Below are 21,738 nucleotides of genomic sequence, written 5' to 3' on the forward strand. Positions count from 1 at the left end.
GGGGGATCTATCCGTGCGGAAATTCACGCGGGCGATGGTGGCAGTTCTAGCGACAGGGCTCATGGTTTCTGGAGTGCTAATTGCTCTTCCACCGGTCAGCTCAACGGCGGCATCCGCGTCTTTGGTCGAAATTGGTTCCGATGGTCAGCCAAGCAATGGGCGCGGAGCGTTCGCCACCGCAAACTTCGGCGGATGGCTTCAGGGGTTCGCGACCGGTGACATGTGGTCGTCCCCCGCTGTTGGCGATGTCACGGGTGACGGTGTTCCCGAGATCGTCGTCGGCGGGGTCAACAGCATTGCACGGGTCTACTCCATCAGCGGCCAACTGTTGACCACCATCGATCCCGGAGGAGCCGATGTCCCCGGCGGTGTCGGAGCAACCCACGCGTCCCCGGCACTTGGTGATATCAACGGCGATGGCACCGACGATATTGTGCTGGCTAACACCGGCAGCATCATGGCTGCGTATTCATTCAAGAATCGCGTTCTCGTCAATCTCATGAAGAAATTCGAAGACCGCGCTTTCAATTCCGGCCCCAACGGACTTTTCGCCACTCCGGCGCTTGGCTATGTCGACGGCGACAACCGATTGGACATCGTCACCGCAAGTTGGGGCCAGCGCCTCGACGTCTGGTCGGGTCGCACCGCGGACCGGGTAGCGAACTGGCCGCAGTGGCTCAAAGACACGATCTGGTCATCTCCGGCGATCGGTGATGTCGACGGTGACGGTGCCAACGAGATCGTCATCGGCGGGGATTGCGACGGGTCCGGCTCGCTGCAGCCCTGCTATGGGATGGGTGGTGGCGGGTACATCTGGGTATTCAACCTGGACGGTACGGTGAAGTGGAAGTACTTCGTCTCAGGCCAAGCAATTTGGTCCTCGCCGGCGCTCGCAGACCTGAATGGCGATGGTGGCCTGGACATCGTCGTCGGCACCGGCGCGTACTGGCCCGAACCGGCAGGGCGCAAGGTCATCGCGCTCAACGGCAAAACGGGAAAGCTCATGTGGGAGGCACCTACCTCCGCTCGGGTGGTGGGCTCACCATCGGTCGGCGATGTGGACGGCGACGGCAAACCAGAAGTCTTTATCGTGAGCCGAGGGGCACACCTGCTGTCCTACGACGGCGAAAACGGACATCTGCGATTCGACAAGTGCATCGACGATGGCAGCAGCTGCGGGGACCCCAATTCCGCGACCCACGGGGGAGTCGCGCTCGCCGATATTGACGGCGACGGTGTGGTCGAGGCCGTTACCCAGGGGGAGCAGAAGCTCCGCGTATTCGACGCGAACTCCGGGGCGTTGGAGACTACGGTGCGGTCCAGTTATGGACATACCCTCTTTGCCCCGTCCTCGACTCCCACGATCGCCAGCGTCAATGGCAAAACCTGGATCGTGCAAACCGCCCACGGCGACGCAAACAACAACTTCGCGCGTGACTCCGCCGATGAACTGGTGGTGATGGTGTGGCAGTCCGCATCGGCACTGGGTGCGGCGCCTTGGCCGACGTTCAAACGGAACATGGCCCGCACCAGCGCGCCGGTGCCAGCGCCTATCGACCCCGTTCCGACTCAGAATTTCGTGAAACAGCTCTACCTGGACTTTCTTGGTCGGGCGCCGAGTCCGACTGAGCTAGGCGACTGGAGTTCATCGTTGCTGGATAGGCGAGTGACGCGCTACAACGTTGCGACCGCGCTGTCGAGGTCTGATGAGTGGATCACCACCGTCATCACCAACTTCTATCGGAACACCCTTGGCCGCGAACCTGACTCTTCCGGATTGCGTGGCTGGATTGACGCTGCAAGAAGCGGTATGCCGGTTGCGCAGATAGCGGCGGCGTTCTACTCATCGCCCGAGTACTTCTCGACAGTGGGCCACAACGATTACAGGACGTGGGTCGCTGACCTGTATAAGAAGCTCCTTCTTAGGACCGCGGATGAGGGCGGTCTCAACGGTTGGGTCGCTGCGCTCAACGCCGGAATGCCCCGTGACACTGTCGCTTTCGGTTTCTACCAGTCGGCAGAGACCTTGGGAGTTAGAATCACGGCGCTGTACACCAAGTTGCTTGGCCGCGCCCCGGAGGCGGGAGCCATCCCGAACTGGGCACCGTTCGTCTCAAATCAGGGGGACCTGGTACTGGCCGCCGCACTGGCTGCATCGGACGAATACTTCACCCACGCAAACAAGTAAGGACTGACGCGCTAAAGCGTGCGTCCTGGAGCCAGCATTGTCCAGCCGGCTTGCTTCCAAAGTTCTACGTCGAGCACGTTTCGCCCGTCCACGATGTTCGGGATGGCGACAAGCTTCAGTAATTCTGCCGGGTTCGCGGATCGATATTCTCGCCACTCGGTCAGGTGTAAAATCAGTTCCGCGCCCCGAACGGCGACGTCGAGGGAATGTTCGTAGCTCAATTCCGGGTGGGACCGCTGAGCATTAGGGATGCCCTTCGGGTCGTGGACGATAACTTTGGCTCCGGCCTGGTGCATCAACACCGCCACGGCAAGTGAAGGTGAATCGCGGATGTCGTCGGACTCCGGCTTGAAGGTGGCGCCGAGCACTGTCACTTTTCGACCTGCGAGATCCGCTCCCAGCAAGTTGCGGGCGAGTGTGACGATTCGATCCCGTCGCCGGAGATTGATCGCATCAACTTGGCCTAGAAAGGTGACTGCATCCCCAACGCCGAGTTCCGCAGCACGAGCCGAGAAGGCTCGAATGTCTTTCGGGAGGCATCCGCCTCCGAACCCGACCCCAGAGCGCAGAAACTTGTTGCCGATGCGGAGGTCGTGGCCCAGTGCCTCGGCGAGGGTCGTTACGTCTCCGCCTGCTGCTTCACAGACCTCGGCCATCGCATTGATGAACGAAATTTTCGTGGCCAGGAATGAATTCGCCGCGACTTTGACCAACTCCGCCGTTGCAATGTCAGTGACGATGAACGGGATGCCCTCGGTGATCATCGGCGCGTATACCTGCCGGAGAACCGCTTCTGCGGCGGGGTCTTGCGTCCCGATGACCAGGCGATCGGGGTGGAGCGTGTCCTCCAGGGCGAATCCCTCACGCAAGAATTCCGGGTTCCACGCGAACAACACGTCGGTGCGATGTGGTTGAGCGGCAAGGAAGCGTTCCTGCAAAACCCGAGTTGTCCCCACCGGCACCGTCGACTTGCCGACAAGGAGAGCCCCCTGCTTGATGTGCGGAGCCAGTGCGTCTATAGCCGCGAACGCATAGGACAGGTCGGCACTCTTCTTGCCCGGTTGCTGAGGCGTACCGACGCAGAGAAACTGCACGTCGGCCCAAGCCGCTGCTTCGGCGGCGTCGCTGGTGAACCGAAGCCGTCCCGCCTCGATGTTTGCCGTCATGACTTCTTCGAGTCCGGGTTCGAAGAAGGGTAGCTCACCTCGTTGAAGGCTCGCCAGACGGGCCGGATTCACCTCGACGCCGACCACGTCGTATCCCAGTTCCGCCATCGCCACGGCGTGGGTAGCACCAAGGTAGCCGGTGCCGATCACTGAAACCCGCATTGTCATGCTGCGGCCCGCTCTGTGAGCTCGGGCGGCTGACGTCGCGAACCCTCCTTCAAGCGAATCTTGAGCAGGATCCACAGCGCCTCAATCCCGTCCTTCGCTGTGATCTTCTTACCTTCCGCTCTGGTACGTGCCTTGTAACTGATGGGCACCTCGTAGGGCCGATAACCCCGCGCGAGCAGCTTCCCGGTGACCTCGGCTTCCATTCCGAAGCCATTGGACTTGATCTTGAGCGATCGGTAGAGCCGCAGCGGCATCAGTTTGAAGCAGGTCTCGAGGTCTGAGATATAGGAGTTGAACAGGATGTTGGCCGCCAAGCTGACGCCTTTGTTGCCGATGACGTACCAGAACGAGAATGATGTGTGGCTGCCGAAGGTCCGGGTTCCGTAGATGACCTCCGCCTCACCGTCCAGAACCGGCTGCAGCAGGGTGGGGATTTCCTGCGGACGGTACTCTTCGTCGGCGTCACACATGATCACATAGTCGCCGGTCGCCAGTTCTACCGCCTTGCGAATAGCGGCGCCTTTGCCTCGGTTCGTCGGCTGGTGGAAGACCACGGCGCGTGTGTCGCTGATCCGGTCAAGGATTGCGGCGGTCTCATCAGTGCTTCCGTCGTTGACCAGAACGAACTCCACCTCGGTCGGAAAGTCGATCGCGAACAGCCGATCGATTACCTTCTGCAGCGTTTTGGCCTCATTGTAAACGGGCGTGAGTATAGACAGTTTCATGAAAGTTCCTGATCAGGCGAGAGTCTTGAACCACTCGATGGTTCTGGCCAGGCCCTCTTCGGCGCCCACGAGTGGTTTCCAGTCGAGCGTGGAGAGTGCAAGGGAGATATCCGGCTTGCGTCGTTCTGGGTCGTCGATGGGACGAGGCTTCATGACGATAGTGGACCTGTTACCAGTCAGTTTGATAATCAGCTTCGCGATTTCCAGAAGAGACTGTTCCCTTGGGTTTCCGATGTTCACGGGGCCACTGTGGTCCGTCATGGCAAAAGCCAGGATGCCGTCGATCAAGTCAGAAACATAGCAAAGCGACCGAGTCTGAGTTCCGTCGCCGTGCAGTGGCAGCGGCTCGCCACGCAGTCCGGCGTCGATGAACGCGGGGACGGCCCGACCGTCGTGAGGGTCCATCCGAGGCCCATAAGTGTTGAAGATCCGTACGATCCCGGTATTGACCTCGAAGCTTCGCCGATACGCCGCGGTGATGGCCTCCGCGTAGCGCTTCGCCTCGTCATAGACGCTCCGCGGCCCGTTCGGATTGACGTTGCCCCAGTAATTTTCAGTTTGTGGGTGTTCGAGTGGGTTGCCATAAACCTCTGACGTGGAGGCCAAGACGAAGCGTGCGGCATCCCGTTGGGCGACATTGAGCAACGCTTCTGTCGCCCTCGACCCTGAGTGCAGAGTTTCGATGGGGTGCCGCATGTAGTGCGGGGGAGAAGCGGGAGAGGCGAAGTGCATCACAAGATCGAAAGGTCCCTGGATGCTCATGGCTTCGACAACGTCCATTTCGACGATGCTGAACTGGGGGTTATCGACAAGGTGCGCGACATTGTCTCGCCTGCCGGTGATGAAGTTGTCAACCGCTACGACGGCGAATCCTCGCTCGAGAAGGCGTTCCGACAGGTGCGAGCCAAGAAAGCCCGAACCTCCCGCAATGAGGGCACGGGGCTTTTCCATTTACTGTCTACTGTCCTTTTGTAACTGTCGTCCGTAACCTCTAAAAGCTAGCACAAGGTATTGACGAGACAGCCCGATAGAGGGCCTCACGGATAGCGTGAAATCGCACGACTCTCGTACTCGTCACTCCCCAGGATGGCGGAGCGTACGGCGGAGTCGCCGTAGCGCAGGGCGTAGTCACCCCATTGCACGAGCCCAGCCCAGTCGGGGGTGCGGGCCAGGTAGTCCTGGTACATAACAGCGACTCGGGCGCGTGCCGTTTCGACCGAGAACCAGATCAAGTCCACCACGCCGGCTCGCCCATACTGGTCAACCGCCGAGGTCCAGTAATCGATCTCCGGCTGGGCGGCTGGGCGCTTGAGGATTCGCTCGTAGACGGCCGCGACGAACTTCGGGTTCGTACCGCCCGTGCTGTTGAAGTACTCCTCCGATTGCATGAAAATGCGGTAAACGTCATCCGGTGAAAGCGTGCCCGCGCGCATTCCGTTGAGCCACCCGATACGTCCCGCGTCATCGGCGGCGCGGCCGAGCACTTCCTTGTAGGCAAGATCGATCTTTTGCAGCCTGAACTCGTCACTGTTGACAAATGCGCCAGCCACCTGGCTTCTCGGCATATATGCCATGAGCGCCTTGCCCCAGACAATGGCCTCACCCTCGGAGGGTTGGCGTGCCAGAACATCCTGATAGACCGCCTTCACGAAAGACTGAGCAGCTTGGGAAATGGTCGTTGAGCCGAACCAGTCCGTGAAGTAAACCCAGAAGTTTCGGTTCCCGTAGGAGGAGCAACCATCCCCCAGGCCGTACAGGTTACTGAGTGCCGCTTGGTTGGGTCGATAGGGCGTATAGATGTACAGGCCGGCCGTTGCCGTGTTCTGGATAAGGACGTGGCTGCTCCCGCACTGGGCGTTGGGATGCCATTGAATGACATTGTCCTGCCCAGGCCGGTATCTGAAATCGTTCGGCCACATGGCATAGATCTGGAATTGTCGAGCCGCCGAATAGAGCTGGTTGGCGAAACCGTAATACTTGGAGTCGCAAGCCGCAGTGTCCGGGCAGCCGTATCCCATGGCTATTTTGTATTTCCCCGGTGTGGGGCTTGTCGACGTGACCAGCCCTTGCTCTTTCTGAAGGGTTACCAGCAGAACTTGCGGGTTGATGTTGCAGGCGGACGCAACGTTCATGATGATGCGTGACGCGAGTTCGTCTGTACCGCCCTGGTAGGCCCCGGTGCAGTACTTGTCCGCGGCGCGAGGAGCGCTGGATTGGCGGTATGACTTGAGGCAGGGTGCCTGCGCGGCCGTCGAGCAGGTGCGCACCTTTGAGTCCAGGAATGATTGGATTTGACTCTCGTTCATGAGCGAACTGTTGTAAAAGATCTGATCGCTGATGATGTTTCCCGGATCGAATTGCGTGGCGTCGGCCGCGTTGGCGGACTGTACCGCGATTCCGGACATCGTGGCGACCAGGGTGACAACCGCGGACAACACGGCAAGCGCCTTCACCGATCGCGTAGCTACCATGACTTCCCCTCCAGGCATGCAGTCAAGAGCCACAGGTCGTCGTGCTACGGTTGGGCCCCCTCGAAGAACTGTAAACTACTTCTGCGCATTTCGGCCTTATTCGTTGTCGGTGCGCGAGGCGGCAAGAGTGAGAAGCAAGGCGGGGAAGGACGAGATGACGCAGGTTGACCGTGACGCGGAGGCCGAACTCGTCGAACTCCGCGAGGCGGTCCTCGACGATTGGATCTTCGTGACGTCGCGGGTAAGTGGTGCACTGCGCGCCATGCAGCACACGCTCTCGTGGAGAATCACCAGGCCACTGCGAGTCTTCCGTAAGTTCAGCTACAAGGCTCGCGAAGTCGGGGTGGTCGATGCCGGCCAGCTCGCCGCCGTCGCGTTGGCCCGCAGGTTCGGATTGCATCGGTGACGGTAGAAGAGTTACCGCGTTCGAGCCGAGCGAAAGATGCACTCCACGAAAGGCTGATGACAGCAGCCCCGATTCTGGCACCGGAGCTAGGCCTGGGGCTCAGCACCAGTGAGCTTCTGGATCGGCTTGCGCGGCACGTCAAGGCCGAGGGCAGCGATCGTGGAAGCTGGCTGCTCTTTACCGCGATCACTGGGATGTTCCCGAATGCACGCCAACTCAGTCAGTTCCGCCGGTCGTTGTCGCTGGCCTCTGAAGCTACAGCGATCGTAGCCGTGCTGGAATCAACAGTCGAGGCGGCCTCGTTGCCGCACGCCGAATTCCGGCGACTGCACCTCGTGCACGATCGTGTGCTTGTGGATGTCGATTTCTGCGCGACACACGAGCACAACACAGGAATTCAGCGCGTCGTGCGTCGGACGGTTCCGGTTTGGGCGGAGGCGGGACGTCCGTTCGATCTGGTGGCATGGACGCAGGATACGTCGGGACTGCGATCGCTGACCGAACCGGAAGCCGACCGGGTCCTCAATTGGAACCATCGTCGTTTTGCGCCAAGTTATGACGCGGGTGCAGCTTCGCCCGACTCCATTGAGTCGATTATCGTCCCGTGGAACTGCCAGGTATTCCTTGCCGAGGTGCCGTCCGCCGCAGCCTGCACGATGCTTGAATGCCTTGCTGCATCATCGGGTAATCGTGTGAGTTTGCTCGGCTATGACGCGATTCCCCTCGTGAGCGCGGTGGGACAGCGTGACGAAGAGTCCGAGCGATTTGCGCACTACCTTACGGTCGTCAAACACTCTGAGGTAGTCGTGGCCATTAGTGAGTCGGCTGCCGAAGAATTCCGAGGATTCCGCGATATGCTCGTTGCCCAGGGGCTTGCCGGCCCAACAGTGAGCAGCGTCAGTCTCGCGGTGGACGTTCCGGCGGCCCTTAAAGCGACGCAGACGGAAGAGGGCACTCGACCTCTTGTCCTTTGCGTTGGCAGCCATGAACCGCGCAAGAATCAGGAAGCAGTTCTTTTCGCTGCGGACGCGCTCTATCGTGAGGGCTTTGACTTCGAGCTTGTCTTCGTGGGCGGTGGCGATACCGTTGTCCTGCACGACTTTGACAAGCGGATCAAGCGACTCAACACACGGGGCGGGCACGTGAGTTCGTTCCGCACTCTGGGCGACACGCAATTGTGGGAGCTTTATGCGCGGGCGCGGTTCAGTGTGTTCGTATCCCTGCACGAGGGCTTCGGGCTGCCAGTTGCGGAGTCCCTCGCGTTTGGCACTCCTGCGCTCACCTCTAACTTCGGTAGCCTTGCCGAGATAGCGCTCGCGGGCGGATGCCTGATGGTCGATCCTCGAGACGATCTACAAGTTGTCGAAGGATTTCGCAAGATGTTGACCGACGATGCCCTTATTGACAGCCTCACCGCGCAAGCCGCAGCCATGGTGACGAAAACCTGGCCGGAATACGCCGACGAACTGTGGAGTGTCGCCATCGAGGCCGGTGGAGTCGAGTCGTGATGCGCATCTCGGCCCAGGATCGGCTGCGGACCATCGCGAACTCAATGCAGTCGAGTGAGGCCCCGAGCGGAAGCTCTGTACGTGAACTCCGGGACTGGATCGTGGATAATGCGCCCGTCCCGAATGAAACGCTGGCGTTCCTCATACTTGCCGTGCTTTACAGTCGTATTCCGCGGACGGACCTCGTGGTGTCGTTCACGCGTGGCTGGCGGCTTGAGGGGCTACGACCCCTGCTTGACCGGCATCTCACGACTTCCCGCGGGGTGAGACGCCGATCGTCATTGCCGATTCGGGTGGAATCGGGCCTCGTGATTGACGTGACCGACACGTCACGCAGTAGGTTCACTTCGGGAATCCAGCGAGTTGCGCGTGAAACTCTTTCGCGCTGGGTGACTGCGCGGGACTTCACTCTGGTCGCATGGGACCTTCGAGGCGACGTTCTTACCACTCTCTCTTCAGAGGAAGAGGAACGGACGCTTCTCAGAGCCCCGGCTCGATCGCACCCACGCGAATTTGTCGTACCGTTCCACGCCACGTTTGTTCTTCCTGAGATCTCAGTACAGTCCGAACGCACCGCCCGACTCCTTTCGATCGCACTGTTTAGCGGCGGTCGCTCCATGGCGATCGGATTCGACTGCATCCCGGTCACTATGGCCGAGACCACCGGCGTCGGAATGCCCGGGGCGTTCAGCAAGTACCTCAGCACGCTCGCTCGATTCGACGTGGTCGCTCCGATCTCTTCGGCAGCCGGACAGGAGTACCGCGGCTGGAAGAGAATGCTTTCGGGTGCCGGACTGACCGGGCCTGTCATTCACGAAATCGCACTGCCCTTCGTGGCCAGTAGCACCGCCCGTGTGACGGTCGATGAGACACGCACACAACTTGGCCTCGTCGATACATCGGTCGTGCTGGCTGTCGGAAGTCGCGAACCCCGCAAGAATCATCTCAACCTGCTTCACGCCGCCGAGTTGGCGTGGCGGGATGGCCATGAGTTTGCACTCGTGTTGGTGGGTGGCAACGCATGGGACACCGAGCTCTTTGATGAGCTAGTGGCACGGCTGAGGCGTAAGGGGCGACGGATTCTTACGCTGCACGGAGTCGCCGACGACGTTGTTTGGGATCTTTACAAGATGGCCTGTTTCAGCGTCTTCTGTTCGCTCAACGAGGGGTTTGGCCTCCCGATCGCCGAATCGCTGTCAAGCGGCACACCCGTCATCACGTCAAACTTCGGAAGCATGCGTGAACTCGGTGAGGGACACGGCGCGGTGTTGGTGGACCCCCACAACGTCGAACAGATGGCCGCTGCGATGACTTCGCTGCTGTCGAATCCGCAACTGGTGGGGGAGCTCATCGCCTTGACCGGTGACTTGCCTGCTGCATCCTGGGACACCTATGCGGATCAGCTTTGGGCGCTTACCGCCGACGAGACCCGTGGATAAGCCGGAGCTTCTGGCTGCTACAGTTCCTGCGCGAAGTTTCCTTCTAGGCGGGCAAACACGCGCTGTGACACCCACAGCAGGCCCAGGCTGATCAACCCGACGACCACGAGGCGGAACGTGAGGTCGGTGGGCCAGGTTTCGTTGGTGCCCGAAATCCACATCGCCTTTTCAAAGCACATCACCACGACGGTCACAGGGTTCCAGAGGTAAATCTGCTCAAGCCAACTGCCGTTCAAGACCCGATTCACCAGCGTGAACGAGTACACAATGGGCGACGCCCAAAACAGGACAAGGAGAAGCACCTCCACCAAGTGCTCGAAGTCACGAAGATAAACGTTGACGGCCGAAAGCAGGAGTCCGAGGGCGAAACTGAACAGCAGCATCACCACGAGGGCGAGCGGCAGGTACAGCAGGTCCGCGTGGAATGGCGCTTTCCCGAAGGCAATGGTCGCGATCAGCAGAATGCAGAACTGCACGCCGAAATTGAACAGTGCAGAGCCCACGCTGCTCAAGGGGAAGATCTCCCGCGGAAGATATACCTTCTTGATCAATCCGGAGTTAGCGACGATCGATGTCGTCGATCCGAGCAGGATTTCCGAGAAGAGGCCCCACACAGTGAGTCCAGAAAACATGAAAATGGCAAAGTCTGGAATGGCGCGGTCCGCTCCGAGAAACTTGCCCACCGCTACGTAGTAGATCAGCAGCTGCATGAGCGGTTTCAGGAGGCTCCACATTAGCCCCAGAGAGCTGTCCTTGTAGCGAGCCTTGATCTCGCGCCGCACGAGCAGGCCGAGCAACTCGCGATGATTCCAGATCGCCCTGGCCGAGTACGTTGTTCCAGTAACCCAACCGGGAGGTGGGCCCGCGGTAACGAGCGGTGCTAGGTCGTCTGGGGCGTGCGGTGCCATCTGCTAGTGGGAGCCTTTCGAGTGATGCCCGAGCCCATGCAACTAACGCACTGGCCAAAGGCCCTACTGATGCACACTAATCTAGATGCGGAGCCGATGTCCATTCGACAGACGCCCCCCAGGGAGATTCCGGAGAAGAACCGCTTGAATGATTCTGACGTCGCGATACGCGTCAGTGACGTGTCCAAGCGATTCGTCATTCGCAAGGAGAAATCGCTGAAGGAACGCATCGTCAACTTCGGGCGGTCGAACCTCCACAAAGAGGACTTCTACGCCCTCAGTGACGTTTCGTTCGACATCGAGGCCGGCACGACGGTGGGATTGATCGGACCCAACGGTTCAGGCAAGAGCACGCTCCTGAAAACTATCGGCGGGATCATTCAGCCGACCACGGGGACGGTTCAACACCGCGGTCGGCTTGCAGCTCTACTGGAGCTCGGTGCGGGCTTCCACCCTGATCTGACCGGCCGCGAGAACGTCTACCTCAACGCCTCCATCCTTGGAATATCGAGGAAGGAGACGGAGGAGCACTTCGCCGAGATCGTCGAGTTTTCAGGCATTGGCCAGTTCATTGACACTCAGGTAAAGTTCTACTCCTCGGGCATGTATGTGCGCCTCGCCTTTGCCGTCGCTGTGCATGTCGACCCGGACATCCTCATCATCGACGAGGTGTTGGCGGTCGGCGATGAGCCGTTCCAACGCAAGTGCATGGACCGGGTTCGCGACTTCAAACGACAGGGAAAGACCATCGTTCTCGTCACCCACGCGCTGGACCAGGTCGCCGAATTCTGCGATCGTGCCATCGTTCTTGAAGCTGGAAAGATAGTTTTCGATGGCGAATCCAGTCCCGCGATTCAGGCGCTTCGCAAGGACTTCGAGACCATCAGACAAAACGCCGAGGCAGCAGATGTTTCGGGGGAATTGCAAGAGTCTTTGATCAAAGGCGTGGTCCTCAAGTCGCTGAAGGACGCATCTCCCGTTGACGTGATCGATTCTGGTCAAGGTCTCGCCGTCGAGATAACCTTGGCGGTGCCCGAAGCAACCACAGACTGGGTTGTCGGGGTAGGCATAGAGACGTCCATCGGCCAGGTCGTGTTCGGGACGAATTCGGAGCGGCTCGGCTGCGAAAGAGTTTCGATCAGCGGTTCGACCGTCTTTCGCTTCAATCTAGATCCTCTCCCGCTTGGCAAAGGGCAGTACTTCGTCCATGCATCTTATGGGACGCTGGGCCAAGGCGAGATCATGCGAGTAACGCAGGCTGCAGCCTTCTCGGTCAGTGAGCCGTCGGAGAATGTCGGTGTCGTCAGTTCACACGCACAAGGCGAAGTCGTTTCCACGAGCAGGCACTAAGGGTTCAGTACCGAATATTGCGGAACGGCGTAAGCCCCGCAACGAGTACGTCAGGCGGACTACGGCGCTGGTATCGACCCGCAGTCCAGCGGCACCGTGTCGACCGTTGTCGCGTGCACCATCGGCGTAATCTGTGCCTCCAGTTTCTTCTCACCTGGGGCGGCCGCTAAGACGTCGAAGGTGAGATTCTGAGTCTTCCCGGGACCGAAGATCACCGCTGCCTTCGCCACCGGGTAGTCGGTGTCGTGCAAGCCGTCGAGCTGGATCGGTGCGCCGCTGATGGTTGCGCCAACGATCTGCGAGCCCGGCGGGGCATAAAGCATGACGATCATGCGCTGGTCACCGGGCTTTAGCTGCGTGAACTTCCATTGACCAAGAATGGAGGGTGAGAGTTTCTTCAGTGCATTGTCCGGGGCCGTGTTGGTGAGGTCCACGCTGATGCGGTAGTTCTGGCGGCCATCCGCGCGACAGACGGCCTGACTTAAGTGCACGCTCTGCTTGAGGTAGTAGTCCATCTTTGACCCGATGGCATCCTGGAAATACACGCCCACTCGGTCAGCCGTCTTGTCACTCTTGGGCAACTCGCCAGCCAGGCCGGCTTTAACAAACTGTTCTTGCTCTTGTTGGCGGTCGCTCCAAAAAAGAAGACGATGTTCTGAGGTAGCGCGTGTTATTGACGCCAGGAGCTTCTTCGCGTCGAATTTCCCGCTCGAAAGCGCCTCGAAGGTAGAGCCCACCGCCTCACCATAGACAACATCTTGAGCGCGATTATCCGCGACAGCATCCTTGGTCCAGTACCGCTGATAGACCTGATTCAATAGCAAAGGCACAACTGTGTCCCCGGTCAAGATATCGCCGGTTGAAAGTTTGATGGGTTGCGCTGCGCTCAGGATGTAACTAAGCGCAACGGGATCAATCGAAATCACGCCGTCTGGCTGAAGCCCGAATTGCCTCTTCCACATCTCGCTCGTCATTTGTGCCGCCGACACGAAACTCGGCCGGATGGTTGCATCTGCGATGAAGGTGCCGAAAGAGCGACCCGGGTAAACATCGCGGGCGCCATCCGGAACGGGGATGACCGGCTCGTCATACTTATTGAAGTTTCCGAAGCCCGCGGAAACGGTCTTCGCCAGGTTGATCTTGCCGTGGTCCATCGTCACCAGGGCGAACGAGAGTGCCGTGCCGCCCAAAGCTCGTGCCTCCGCGTTGTTTTGGAACATCACGACATAATGTCGCGGACCCTCGGCGCCCATCGCCGGCGGCAACATCGGCAGGAGTGTTTCGACAGTGTCCAGCGTCGGCGCTACGACGCCGAGCAGGGTTCCGAGCTTTTTCTTGGCCGCCGAGATCTGGCTCATCGTGCCCGAGGTGTCCATGGCGTTGACGGTGGCTATGGCGGAATGGATCGCCTTGGTCGCTGCTTTGACCGGCGCGGCAGCGGTTTGGAACGGTACAAGATCAATGGCCCCGTCTTTGGGAGCCAGAGAGGCCGGCGTGAATACGCTCGCCACCTGGAGGAGAGGGGCGATGGCATCAGTGACCACCGTGTTCGTCACCCCAGCGAGCTCGCGAACCAGGGTGAGATTGCGGCCTAACATCGGGACAGCTTCTGCAGTGCGCCAGATGGGGTCGCTGGTGAGTTCCTCGGCCTTCGCCGCATGTTCGCTGAGGCGGGTAAGAGTCTTCGTGGCGCCAGCGATATTTTGGTCGAGTGCTTCGGTCTTAAGCTGACCGACAAGGGTCTGCGCTGCTTCCAGTTCTGACTTGGCCTGCAGTCCTCGGACACCAACCCAAGATCCGGCGGATACGACGATCAGCAGTACGCCAACGCTTGTCCAGAACCACCACCGGGAACTGATGCGCTGTCGTTTCCTTACCAAGGTGTGTCGCGGGCCATGGGAGTGAGAAGGCGCGCGCATTTATCCATTCAATCAGAGCGCAATGACAAGCCTTGGTAAGTGGGCCGCGAATTGGGAACGGTTCACATCGACTTGTGAGCCCACGTCCCGCTGCGTGGGCCCTCGGTCCACTTCCTGAACCATCGTCTCTCATTGGTGCTTGGTAATTCGAGCCTATCAGGGTGCTCACTTAGCGGAAATTGGGACTCGCGTTGGTACGCGCTGAACAGTGCGACCAAGAGTCCCCAGCTCATCCATATCAGCGGGCGCAAAAGCGACCCCTCGTAACTGGACTCGACTAGAAACGACGCCATCTGTACGACGAAGCCGATACCGATCGAACGAGCTAACCAGCGGCTTTCTCCGTGTTCCTTGCGGAACCACCAGGTAGTGACCCGAACGAGCAGTATGCAGACGACTAATCCGAGGAAGAGCCCGAAATACACGATCTGCTGAACGAAGGTGTTGTGTACATCGGAACCCGTTCCCCCGCCGGTGCCTACTGCCCAATCGTTGAGGATAGCGCCCAACGATTGGCTGAGGAGATCGGTGCGCGCTTCGTAGCCCGCTCCGGAGAATCGGCTCGAGATGAAGGATGCCATCGTTGGGTTCAGAAGCAGAACGAGGGATGAAACTCCGACAATGACAACAAGCGGCAACCAGCCAAGTTTCACCAGGCGGCGCCCATTCTTGCCGTCGATGATTAGGTACAACACGACACCCAGGGCAAGTGCAAGGAGCGTCCCGCGACTAAACGTCAATAGGGTGGCACCGGCCGTAGCCGTTGCCGTCACTCCTGCGAACCGGTTCTTAGTTCGCCATGACCACGCCGCGAGCGGAATCACAAAGAGCGACAATAGCGCCGCGAGATTATTAGAGCGTCCGATTAACGGGTGGCTCAGCCGGGAAAAATAGGAGATGTAATCGCCGCTCGCCGGATTAAGGCTGGCCGGTGGCAGGAATCCAGGAACGTGAGACCAGAGCAGCGCGGACCCAATTAAGAGCGCGATGATCCATAAGCACGCAAACTTCGCTATTTGCTGTGCAGAGGCTTCACGTAATAACGCGATGAATGCAACAAAGACGAGCATCGCTTCCAACGAGGAAACGACGTAAAAGAACGACTCTTCTGGCTCGCGGCTCCAGAAAACGGACGCGGCACTGATCAGGATCGAAACGGTACCTAGCCACATCATCGGTTTCGGGAGCCGTTGCGCTTCTCGACGTAGGAGCAAGGACGTCAGGACTGAAACAAGCACAGCCACATCGAAGAGCGATGCCGTTCGGGATCCAACCACTGGAAATCGGAACGGAAACGCTGCCGCAATGAGTGTCAGACCGACGACCGCTTGCGGAATGCGAGCAACGTAAAAGTGGCGCTTTGTAAGTTTCATCGACTCCGCTCGCCAGGCCTCTTGTATATTGCACCTTCGAACGCAACACTATCTCGCCGGCATTCTCCGATCAGACCTCACAACTGCGTTGGGGTTTTCCGTGTGCGAGCACGGTCCGCGGAAGGAGGAAATATGCAAGCACGCGGCGCGGCGCCGCACTCACACAAGGATGTGATGTGTCCGCCCGGCCTACTTTGTGCAGCTTCCTAGCGAAGTCGTCGGCTGGCGAACACACGATACGTTAAGGAGAGGCGGAACAAGCGCCCCTGTCCCGACTCGAAGGAGACGAATTGCGTGCTGTAGTCACCGGAGTAGCCGGTTTCATTGGAAGCACTTTGGCCCGGACTCTGCTAGAGGACACAAACAATGAAGTCATAGGAATCGATGCGTTCACCGACTACTACGATGTTGGACTCAAGCAGCACAACGTTCAAGAAATACCATCCGATCGTTTCACTTTGGTCACTGGCGACATAAATGAGTTGCCGTTAAGCAAGGTGCTTCGCGGCTCAGACGTAATTTTCCATCTTGCTGGTCAGCCCGGTGTGCGCCGGTCGTGGGGCACTGAGTTTGATCATTACACGCGTCACAACATAAACGCTACGCAGCGTCTTCTCGAAGTGGCTAGAGAGATTGCCACCCTACGGGCTTTCGTATTTGCATCATCGTCGTCGGTCTACGGAAATGCCGTACGGTACCCCACATCCGAGTTGGACCGTCCCGCGCCGCTTAGCCCATACGGGGTCACTAAACTCGCGGCAGAGCACCTCTGCTCACTATACGCAGCGAATTTCGCGGTTCCAACGGTCAGCCTTCGCTACTTCACTGTGTATGGACCGCGTCAACGCCCGGACATGGCTTTCAACAAGTTCATATCAGCCGCACTGGATGCCAGGGAATTGCGGATATATGGAGATGGAACGCAGATACGGGAGTTCACCCATGTCAGTGACATCGTTCGGGCGAATTTGCTCGCATCGCAGGCTGGGTTAGAGCCCGGCGCCGTTATCAACCTGTCTGGCGGCGCTGCGGTTTCCATAAACGAGGTCATTGACATAGTTGCCGCGCTCCACGGCAGTCGTCCAGCAGTCGCGTATGGTAAGTCTTTGCCCGGGGACGTTCTCCGAACCGGAGGGGACACGTCTCGTGCACGGGAACTGCTGGATTGGCGACCTCTGATTAGTATCGAAGAAGGGCTCGAAACCGAGTACGCATGGTTGTGCGGGGTCAGGAATCAACGGCTCGCGTCGGCGAGTTAGCTCAGGACTTTGGCTACGACATAAGCGGCCGCTCGTGTTCGCCTTGACGTCGCTGAGGCGCCCACAATTTTAGCTACGGCACAATGGAAACGTGTAGCGAGAATACGGAATGGAAATCATGCGGGCGGGTCCAGATTGCGCAGAGTGGGGTATTTCGTCAAATGTCGGAGAAGGGTGCACTTGCGCTTCCTCACGGGTGCTGACCTGAATGCAGTCGCACCGCGGAGACTGAGGACTTCGTGAACCTAACGCGAATTTCCGCCGGGACACCGGCGTCCAGGAAGAAGCTCCTGGACTTAATCCTTTCGCAAGCTGTGCCTCTGGCCGCTTCGTCACTCATGACTCTAGCGACGGCGGTCATTCTCGGGGCAGCCGGGAGAGGCGAACTCGCCCTCATATTGGGCACAAGCGGCTTATTGGGAACGATCGGATTCTTGAGTCTTCATGTCGGCATCGTTCGAGCGTATCGCGACGGGGATTCATCTGCGCCACGACGGGGCTGGGTCCTAGCAGGAATACTTTCTTTCGCTGTAGCAGCCGGTGGGTCGGCGATAGCTGGGCTCTTTCCCTCCAGGGTTGGTCTGTTTAACCAGTCGGCGACATTGATGGTCGCTATTGGCGGTGCGCTAGTCCTCATCAACTTGGTTGTACTTCGGACTCGCCAAGGCCTTGGTGACTCGAAAGTGTTTCGGAACGGCTGGATACTCCAATCGCTACTGTTTCCGTTCTTGGGTATTCCGGTCGCATTGTTTTCGCATTCAGCCAATGTGGTTGTGGCCTGTTGGTACATCGCCCTCTTTGCATCAACCTGCTACGGAATTGTCGCCAGGTCGAATGTCGAATTGCCCTTTTCCGCGCAGCCTCGAATCGGCTTCCGAGAGATAGTGACCAATTCTCTGTCGGCACACATAGGGACATTGGGCCAACAACTACTGTATCGAGGCGATGTCGTGGTTCTTGGCTTGTTCGTAAGCGCTGCCTCACTCGGCGTCTACTCAATCGCGATGCCGATAGCGGGGCTAATCTGGATTGTGTCCGAGGCCTTGAGCCTCTTCGCCTTTGACAACGGTGGCAAGTTCACCAGTGTGATACACCAACGCAGACGCTTCGTTCGGCTAACTACCTTGAATATGTTGTTCGGAACTGTTGGCGCCGTCGTGATTGCGCTTGCAAGCATATTCGTTATCCCGGAAGTCCTCCCGCAGTACGCCGGAGCGGTACCACTTGTTTTGATCTTGTTGCCTGGCGTTCTCGTTCAGGGTTATGCACGCATTGGGCTGTCTATCGTATTTACGACAGATTCGAGGCGCGCACCAGTTGTTATCGGAATGGCTTCTGCCGCCCTAAGCGTGCTTTACATCCCGTTCGTTATCGGAATGGGCACGATCGGCGCGGCCATTGCTTCGTCAGTTATTTACGTGCTCCAAATGCTCGTGGTGGGAATCGTTCTCAGGGCACTCTTGAATAGAATGCAGACGAAGGAGTCTCAGTCGAATGCCTAGAGAATTGGCTGCTCCACCGTTGGCCATTGGGGTCGTCATCGTTGCGTACGAGTCGAGCGATATCCTCCATCGTTGCGTCGTGAGTGCCCTCATCGACAATCATGTTTCTCAAGTGGTCGTGATTGACAATTCATCGAATTCGGAATCGGAACGGATTGTTGCGAAAATCTCGTCGATTGACAATCGGGTGCAATATGTCGATCCCGCTTCGAATCTTGGATTTGCGAAGGGGTGCAACGCCGGCGCAGCTAAGTTGGTAAGTCCTACTCATGTTTTCTTCGTGAATCCGGATGTAATACTTGCAAAACCCCTAACCCCGTTGGTAGATCTGTTGGAATCTAACCGGTATGCGATCGTGGCTGGACGGTTGAGGTCTCCCGGTCATGGACATGGCACAAATCGGAGGCCATTGGTGTCGCGTTGGAGGGAATTGAAGAAATCCGCAATCGGAAGCCGAGCATATCGACAGCCCTTGAAGGCATACGAACGGGATAAGCACGTGGTGGTCGTCGGACAGCTTGATGGTGCCCTAATGGGTATGCGATCCGAGACATATGCGGCGCTGGGAGGTTTTGATGAGCAGTTTGAGCTGTACTACGAGGATGTCGATATCTGTGAAAGGGCTCAGGTGTTTGGCGGGTGCGCGCTTGCCCCGATCGAGTGGGGGGTGCACGTCGGTGGCGCAAGTTCCGCGACAGCCTCCACCTTGTCATACTGTCTTGGTCGAATAAGCCGATTGCGCTATTTTCGAAAGCGGTACGGCGCGTCGTGGGTCACCGACGCAACCATCGGCGTCATCGCCGCTGTTGAGTTTCTCGCCAGGTCCATTACCGCGCAATCGGAAGGAATGCACGCTCGCCTGCAGTCAATTAGTCAGCAGTGGGCGGAGATGAGAACGCCAGGATCAGTTAACCTACTGTCGCCATAGTGCGTCGCAGCCCAAATCAGTACAGACTCTTAGGACAGCCTCATGACTTCGAGCCACTTCCGCGCCCAGGCATCGAAGCTATAGTGTTTTTCGACCCCGTCGCGGGCACTTTTGCCCATACCCGACCGCTCACGAGGATTCATTTCGAGGACGTTCGCAATTGCAGTTTCCCATTCTAATGAGGTATTTGCCTCCAAGCCGCCGAGCCTTTGAAGAGCAGCGACGTTTGCGCCGACTGCTGAACCGATGACAGGAACACCGGAGGCACCATACTGGAGAAGCTTGTATGAGCATTTTCCGCGAGTAAATGGATTGTTCGGCAGCGGCATTATCCCAATGTCGGCTGAAGCAATCTGCTCATAGAAGGTGTCCGGACCCCAGGTGTATCGGTCCACGATCTTGTCCAGTTCCCCGAGACTGGCATTGCCGGCACTTATTACAGTTAGCCGAAGGCCAAACCTAGTGTTGAGCGCAAGCAATCCTTTGGCCACAGGGAGGAGGTACGCTTCATTGCCTGGCGAACCGATCCACACTGCTCGTGGAATCTCACCGAGATCGTACGTGGGTTTTCTCATGTATTTACTGGGTTCGACACAACTAGGGATGATCACGACATCATCCCTGAGGACTGACGCCGCCTCCGCGAGGACTTCGCTTCCTGCGACCACTACGTCTGCAGATCGAACAGACTTCGTCCATACATTCTCGACCGACCGAATATTGCGGAAGAAATGATTGCCACTTGCGTATATGGCGTCGTCGAAGTCGTAGACAGAGTGCCGCGCGTTTTTCAGGAGAGTCGCTTCGAGCACTCCAGCGCTAAAGGGCGATGCCGAGCGGCTCAACACCAGAGACTTGTCTTCTAGGCGCTTGGTTAGTTTACGCAGCTCAGCCTCAGCACGGATCACACGAGGTGCGCCGAAAAGCATTGCGCGTGGGTTATTGTTTGCAGTTCCTATGTAGTCATGTATTTCAGCGTTAATTGCGAAATGCTCAAACCAGTCACGTAATCTAACGCGGCTGCTCGCGCCTGATGAGCCGTACCTTGAAACAGCAACGATTCCCGGCTGCTCAACCATTAACGCTCCCGGATGTTGGTCTTACCAAGCTACCGGATGCATTTCTTGCCCGAACGCGCGCGGATTTGCCCTGCATGCGGATCAGCCTTGGCGTTACTCGGACAAAGCCACGAATGCTACTCATTACGGGAGTCATACTGTGATGCGTAGAACAGCTGAAGTTGCTGCCAAACGGCGGGGCGATCGAAGTGCTTCTTTACATGGCGGCTTGCTGCAGATCCCATTGACTCAAGCCGATCAGGGTTGGCTAAGAGGGTTCTCAGCTCCCTGGCAAGCGCATCGCAGTCTCCCGCAGGCACAATTACTCCAGAAACGCCGGGCAGTACTGAATCTATGGCGCCCGTTGCGTCGGTGGTTATCGTCGGCTTGCCGGACGCACCTGCTTCCAATACAACGTTCGGATAGCCCTCTCGGTAGGTGGGAAGGCATAAAAGATCCATCAGCTGGAAGTAGATGGCTGGGTCTTGGACCGCACCAGTTGATGCCGCACAAAGCCCGCTGGCAAGCAGCCGGTCGAGAGTTTTGCGACTACTTGGATCGTCTATGCCGCCCACGATGAGCAGGTCGAATTCGATTCCCCACTCTCGCAGTTGGAGTACGGCATTCTCCAAAACGTCAAATCCTTTGTCTCGTGTCAAGCGCCCGACATAGCCGATTGTTGGAATGCCGGGACGGAGGCCGAGCGTTGCGCGCAACTCGTCGAGTCTGATTGTCGAAAATCTGGCGGGATCGAACTCGCGAACATCTACTCCGTTGCTACTACCCTCACCGACTACGACTACTTTTTCTGGTCTCGAGAGTTTCAGCTTTACGAGAGCTTGCTTGAGGCTTGGACTGACGGCAAGTACGGTGTGTGCAGTGGCAATCGCAATTCGCTCTGCCGAGTAAAGCACGAGTCTCTGCAACCCCGTGGCGGTTTCCATCCTTAATCCGCGTTGCACATAGACGCGACGTGGAACCCGGGTTAGCCAGCCCGCGAGGCCTCCGAGCAAGCCCGCCTTTGGCGTGCCAACCGCAATGAGGTCAGGTCGTACAACTCGGAATAAGCGGATCCATTCGAGTAATGCTCGCAGGTCGTGGAAGGGGGCGGGATTTCGTCGCATCTTCAGCGCGTGGAAGTGAACTGGACTACACAGTGCCCGTTGTGATAGCAAGGGTCCTGGCGAGCAAACTACATGAACTTCCCACCCATTCCTGTCAAGGTATTCAGGGAACCCTCGCATAAGGCGAAGGGACACTTCAGATGTGATTCCGATCAGGATGCGTGGACGTCGTCCAGCCGCTTGATTTCGGTAAGCCATTTTGGATAGCACTTTCCACTTTCATCCATAATTAGGCACAATAGCCTC

At 58.2% G+C, this 21,738-nt stretch carries 17 protein-coding genes; 8 read left to right on the top strand and 9 right to left on the bottom strand.

The window, feature by feature from the left end:
- Positions 1-220: 220 nt before the first annotated feature.
- A complete protein-coding gene (locus ABFX56_RS11235) occupies positions 221-2,188 on the top strand; it encodes a DUF4214 domain-containing protein (protein WP_346233415.1) in 1,968 nt (655 codons plus the stop codon).
- An 11-nt stretch (positions 2,189-2,199) separates the two neighbouring features.
- Here the strand turns inward: ABFX56_RS11235 and ABFX56_RS11240 are convergent, their stop codons facing one another.
- The 4 genes from ABFX56_RS11240 to ABFX56_RS11255 all read right to left on the bottom strand — a co-directional run bounded on the left by ABFX56_RS11240 (position 2,200) and on the right by ABFX56_RS11255 (position 6,718).
- Entirely contained in the window at positions 2,200-3,516 is a 1,317-nt protein-coding gene (locus ABFX56_RS11240) for a UDP-glucose dehydrogenase family protein (protein ID WP_346233416.1), read from the bottom strand.
- 2 nt (positions 3,517-3,518) lie between these two features.
- The gene (locus ABFX56_RS11245; protein ID WP_346233417.1) at positions 3,519-4,247 is read right to left on the bottom strand and encodes a glycosyltransferase family 2 protein; all 729 of its coding nucleotides are present in this window, start codon (positions 4,245-4,247) and stop codon (positions 3,519-3,521) included.
- A gap of 12 nt (positions 4,248-4,259) precedes the next feature.
- A complete protein-coding gene (locus ABFX56_RS11250) occupies positions 4,260-5,198 on the bottom strand; it encodes a UDP-glucuronic acid decarboxylase family protein (protein WP_346233418.1) in 939 nt (312 codons plus the stop codon).
- 86 nt (positions 5,199-5,284) lie between these two features.
- Positions 5,285-6,718 (bottom strand): DUF4214 domain-containing protein, encoded by a 1,434-nt coding sequence (locus ABFX56_RS11255; RefSeq protein WP_346233419.1) that lies wholly within the window; start codon positions 6,716-6,718, stop codon positions 5,285-5,287.
- 154 nt (positions 6,719-6,872) lie between these two features.
- On the opposite strand from ABFX56_RS11255, the gene ABFX56_RS11260 reads away from it, so the two are divergent.
- From ABFX56_RS11260 to ABFX56_RS11270, 3 genes are read left to right on the top strand one after another with little or no spacing between them, the layout of a single operon-like run.
- Positions 6,873-7,124: a hypothetical protein gene (locus ABFX56_RS11260; RefSeq protein WP_346233420.1), complete on the top strand. Its 252-nt coding sequence runs from the start codon at positions 6,873-6,875 to the stop codon at positions 7,122-7,124.
- 56 nt (positions 7,125-7,180) lie between these two features.
- Positions 7,181-8,632: a glycosyltransferase gene (locus ABFX56_RS11265; protein ID WP_346233421.1), complete on the top strand. Its 1,452-nt coding sequence runs from the start codon at positions 7,181-7,183 to the stop codon at positions 8,630-8,632.
- A complete protein-coding gene (locus tag ABFX56_RS11270; RefSeq protein ID WP_346233513.1) occupies positions 8,632-10,071 on the top strand; it encodes a glycosyltransferase family 4 protein in 1,440 nt (479 codons plus the stop codon). The genes ABFX56_RS11265 and ABFX56_RS11270 overlap by 1 nt, the downstream gene beginning before the upstream one ends.
- Before the next feature lie 17 nt (positions 10,072-10,088).
- Here the strand turns inward: ABFX56_RS11270 and ABFX56_RS11275 are convergent, their stop codons facing one another.
- A complete protein-coding gene (locus ABFX56_RS11275; RefSeq protein WP_346233422.1) occupies positions 10,089-10,853 on the bottom strand; it encodes an ABC transporter permease in 765 nt (254 codons plus the stop codon).
- Positions 10,854-11,123: 270 nt separating this feature from the next.
- Between ABFX56_RS11275 and ABFX56_RS11280 the strand changes: the two genes are divergently transcribed.
- A complete protein-coding gene (locus ABFX56_RS11280; RefSeq protein ID WP_346233423.1) occupies positions 11,124-12,329 on the top strand; it encodes an ABC transporter ATP-binding protein in 1,206 nt (401 codons plus the stop codon).
- A gap of 59 nt (positions 12,330-12,388) precedes the next feature.
- On the opposite strand, the gene ABFX56_RS11285 is transcribed toward ABFX56_RS11280, so the two are convergent.
- Together ABFX56_RS11285 and ABFX56_RS11290 are read right to left on the bottom strand one after the other, a co-directional pair.
- The gene (locus ABFX56_RS11285; RefSeq protein WP_346233424.1) at positions 12,389-14,248 is read right to left on the bottom strand and encodes a DUF4012 domain-containing protein; all 1,860 of its coding nucleotides are present in this window, start codon (positions 14,246-14,248) and stop codon (positions 12,389-12,391) included.
- A 62-nt stretch (positions 14,249-14,310) separates the two neighbouring features.
- On the bottom strand, positions 14,311-15,621 hold the full coding sequence (locus tag ABFX56_RS11290) for a hypothetical protein (RefSeq protein WP_346233425.1): 1,311 nt from the start codon (positions 15,619-15,621) through the stop codon (positions 14,311-14,313).
- A 290-nt stretch (positions 15,622-15,911) separates the two neighbouring features.
- Here ABFX56_RS11290 and ABFX56_RS11295 point away from each other — a divergent pair, with 290 nt between their 5' ends.
- The 3 genes from ABFX56_RS11295 to ABFX56_RS11305 all read left to right on the top strand — a co-directional run bounded on the left by ABFX56_RS11295 (position 15,912) and on the right by ABFX56_RS11305 (position 19,310).
- A complete protein-coding gene (locus ABFX56_RS11295) occupies positions 15,912-16,880 on the top strand; it encodes an NAD-dependent epimerase/dehydratase family protein (RefSeq protein ID WP_346233426.1) in 969 nt (322 codons plus the stop codon).
- Between the two features lie 950 nt (positions 16,881-17,830).
- Entirely contained in the window at positions 17,831-18,382 is a 552-nt protein-coding gene (locus ABFX56_RS11300) for a polysaccharide biosynthesis protein (RefSeq protein ID WP_346233427.1), read from the top strand.
- Positions 18,375-19,310 (top strand): glycosyltransferase, encoded by a 936-nt coding sequence (locus ABFX56_RS11305; RefSeq protein WP_346233428.1) that lies wholly within the window; start codon positions 18,375-18,377, stop codon positions 19,308-19,310. The genes ABFX56_RS11300 and ABFX56_RS11305 overlap by 8 nt, the downstream gene beginning before the upstream one ends.
- 29 nt (positions 19,311-19,339) lie before the next feature.
- Here the strand turns inward: ABFX56_RS11305 and ABFX56_RS11310 are convergent, their stop codons facing one another.
- Together ABFX56_RS11310 and ABFX56_RS11315 are read right to left on the bottom strand one after the other, a co-directional pair.
- Positions 19,340-20,389 (bottom strand): glycosyltransferase family protein, encoded by a 1,050-nt coding sequence (locus tag ABFX56_RS11310; protein WP_346233429.1) that lies wholly within the window; start codon positions 20,387-20,389, stop codon positions 19,340-19,342.
- 116 nt (positions 20,390-20,505) lie between these two features.
- Positions 20,506-21,690, bottom strand: coding sequence for a glycosyltransferase family 4 protein (locus ABFX56_RS11315; protein ID WP_346233430.1), 1,185 nt, complete (start codon positions 21,688-21,690; stop codon positions 20,506-20,508).
- Positions 21,691-21,738 lie beyond the last annotated feature (48 nt).

Source organism: Parafrigoribacterium mesophilum (assembly GCF_039652555.1).
Classification (GTDB): Bacteria; Actinomycetota; Actinomycetes; order Actinomycetales; family Microbacteriaceae; genus Parafrigoribacterium; species Parafrigoribacterium mesophilum.

Excerpts from the sequence above, each read along its gene's own strand:
- ABFX56_RS11235 (WP_346233415.1), top strand. The coding sequence starts at position 221 with ATGTGGTCGTCCCCCGCTGTTGGCGATGTCACGGGTGACGGTGTTCCC.
- ABFX56_RS11240 (WP_346233416.1), bottom strand. The coding sequence starts at position 3,516 with ATGCGGGTTTCAGTGATCGGCACCGGCTACCTTGGTGCTACCCACGCC.
- ABFX56_RS11245 (WP_346233417.1), bottom strand. The coding sequence starts at position 4,247 with ATGAAACTGTCTATACTCACGCCCGTTTACAATGAGGCCAAAACGCTG.
- ABFX56_RS11250 (WP_346233418.1), bottom strand. The coding sequence starts at position 5,198 with ATGGAAAAGCCCCGTGCCCTCATTGCGGGAGGTTCGGGCTTTCTTGGC.
- ABFX56_RS11255 (WP_346233419.1), bottom strand. The coding sequence starts at position 6,718 with ATGGTAGCTACGCGATCGGTGAAGGCGCTTGCCGTGTTGTCCGCGGTT.
- ABFX56_RS11260 (WP_346233420.1), top strand. The coding sequence starts at position 6,873 with ATGACGCAGGTTGACCGTGACGCGGAGGCCGAACTCGTCGAACTCCGC.
- ABFX56_RS11265 (WP_346233421.1), top strand. The coding sequence starts at position 7,181 with ATGACAGCAGCCCCGATTCTGGCACCGGAGCTAGGCCTGGGGCTCAGC.
- ABFX56_RS11270 (WP_346233513.1), top strand. The coding sequence starts at position 8,632 with ATGCGCATCTCGGCCCAGGATCGGCTGCGGACCATCGCGAACTCAATG.
- ABFX56_RS11285 (WP_346233424.1), bottom strand. The coding sequence starts at position 14,248 with ATGCGCGCGCCTTCTCACTCCCATGGCCCGCGACACACCTTGGTAAGG.
- ABFX56_RS11290 (WP_346233425.1), bottom strand. The coding sequence starts at position 15,621 with ATGAAACTTACAAAGCGCCACTTTTACGTTGCTCGCATTCCGCAAGCG.
- ABFX56_RS11305 (WP_346233428.1), top strand. The coding sequence starts at position 18,375 with ATGCCTAGAGAATTGGCTGCTCCACCGTTGGCCATTGGGGTCGTCATC.
- ABFX56_RS11310 (WP_346233429.1), bottom strand. The coding sequence starts at position 20,389 with ATGGTTGAGCAGCCGGGAATCGTTGCTGTTTCAAGGTACGGCTCATCA.
- ABFX56_RS11315 (WP_346233430.1), bottom strand. The coding sequence starts at position 21,690 with ATGGCTTACCGAAATCAAGCGGCTGGACGACGTCCACGCATCCTGATC.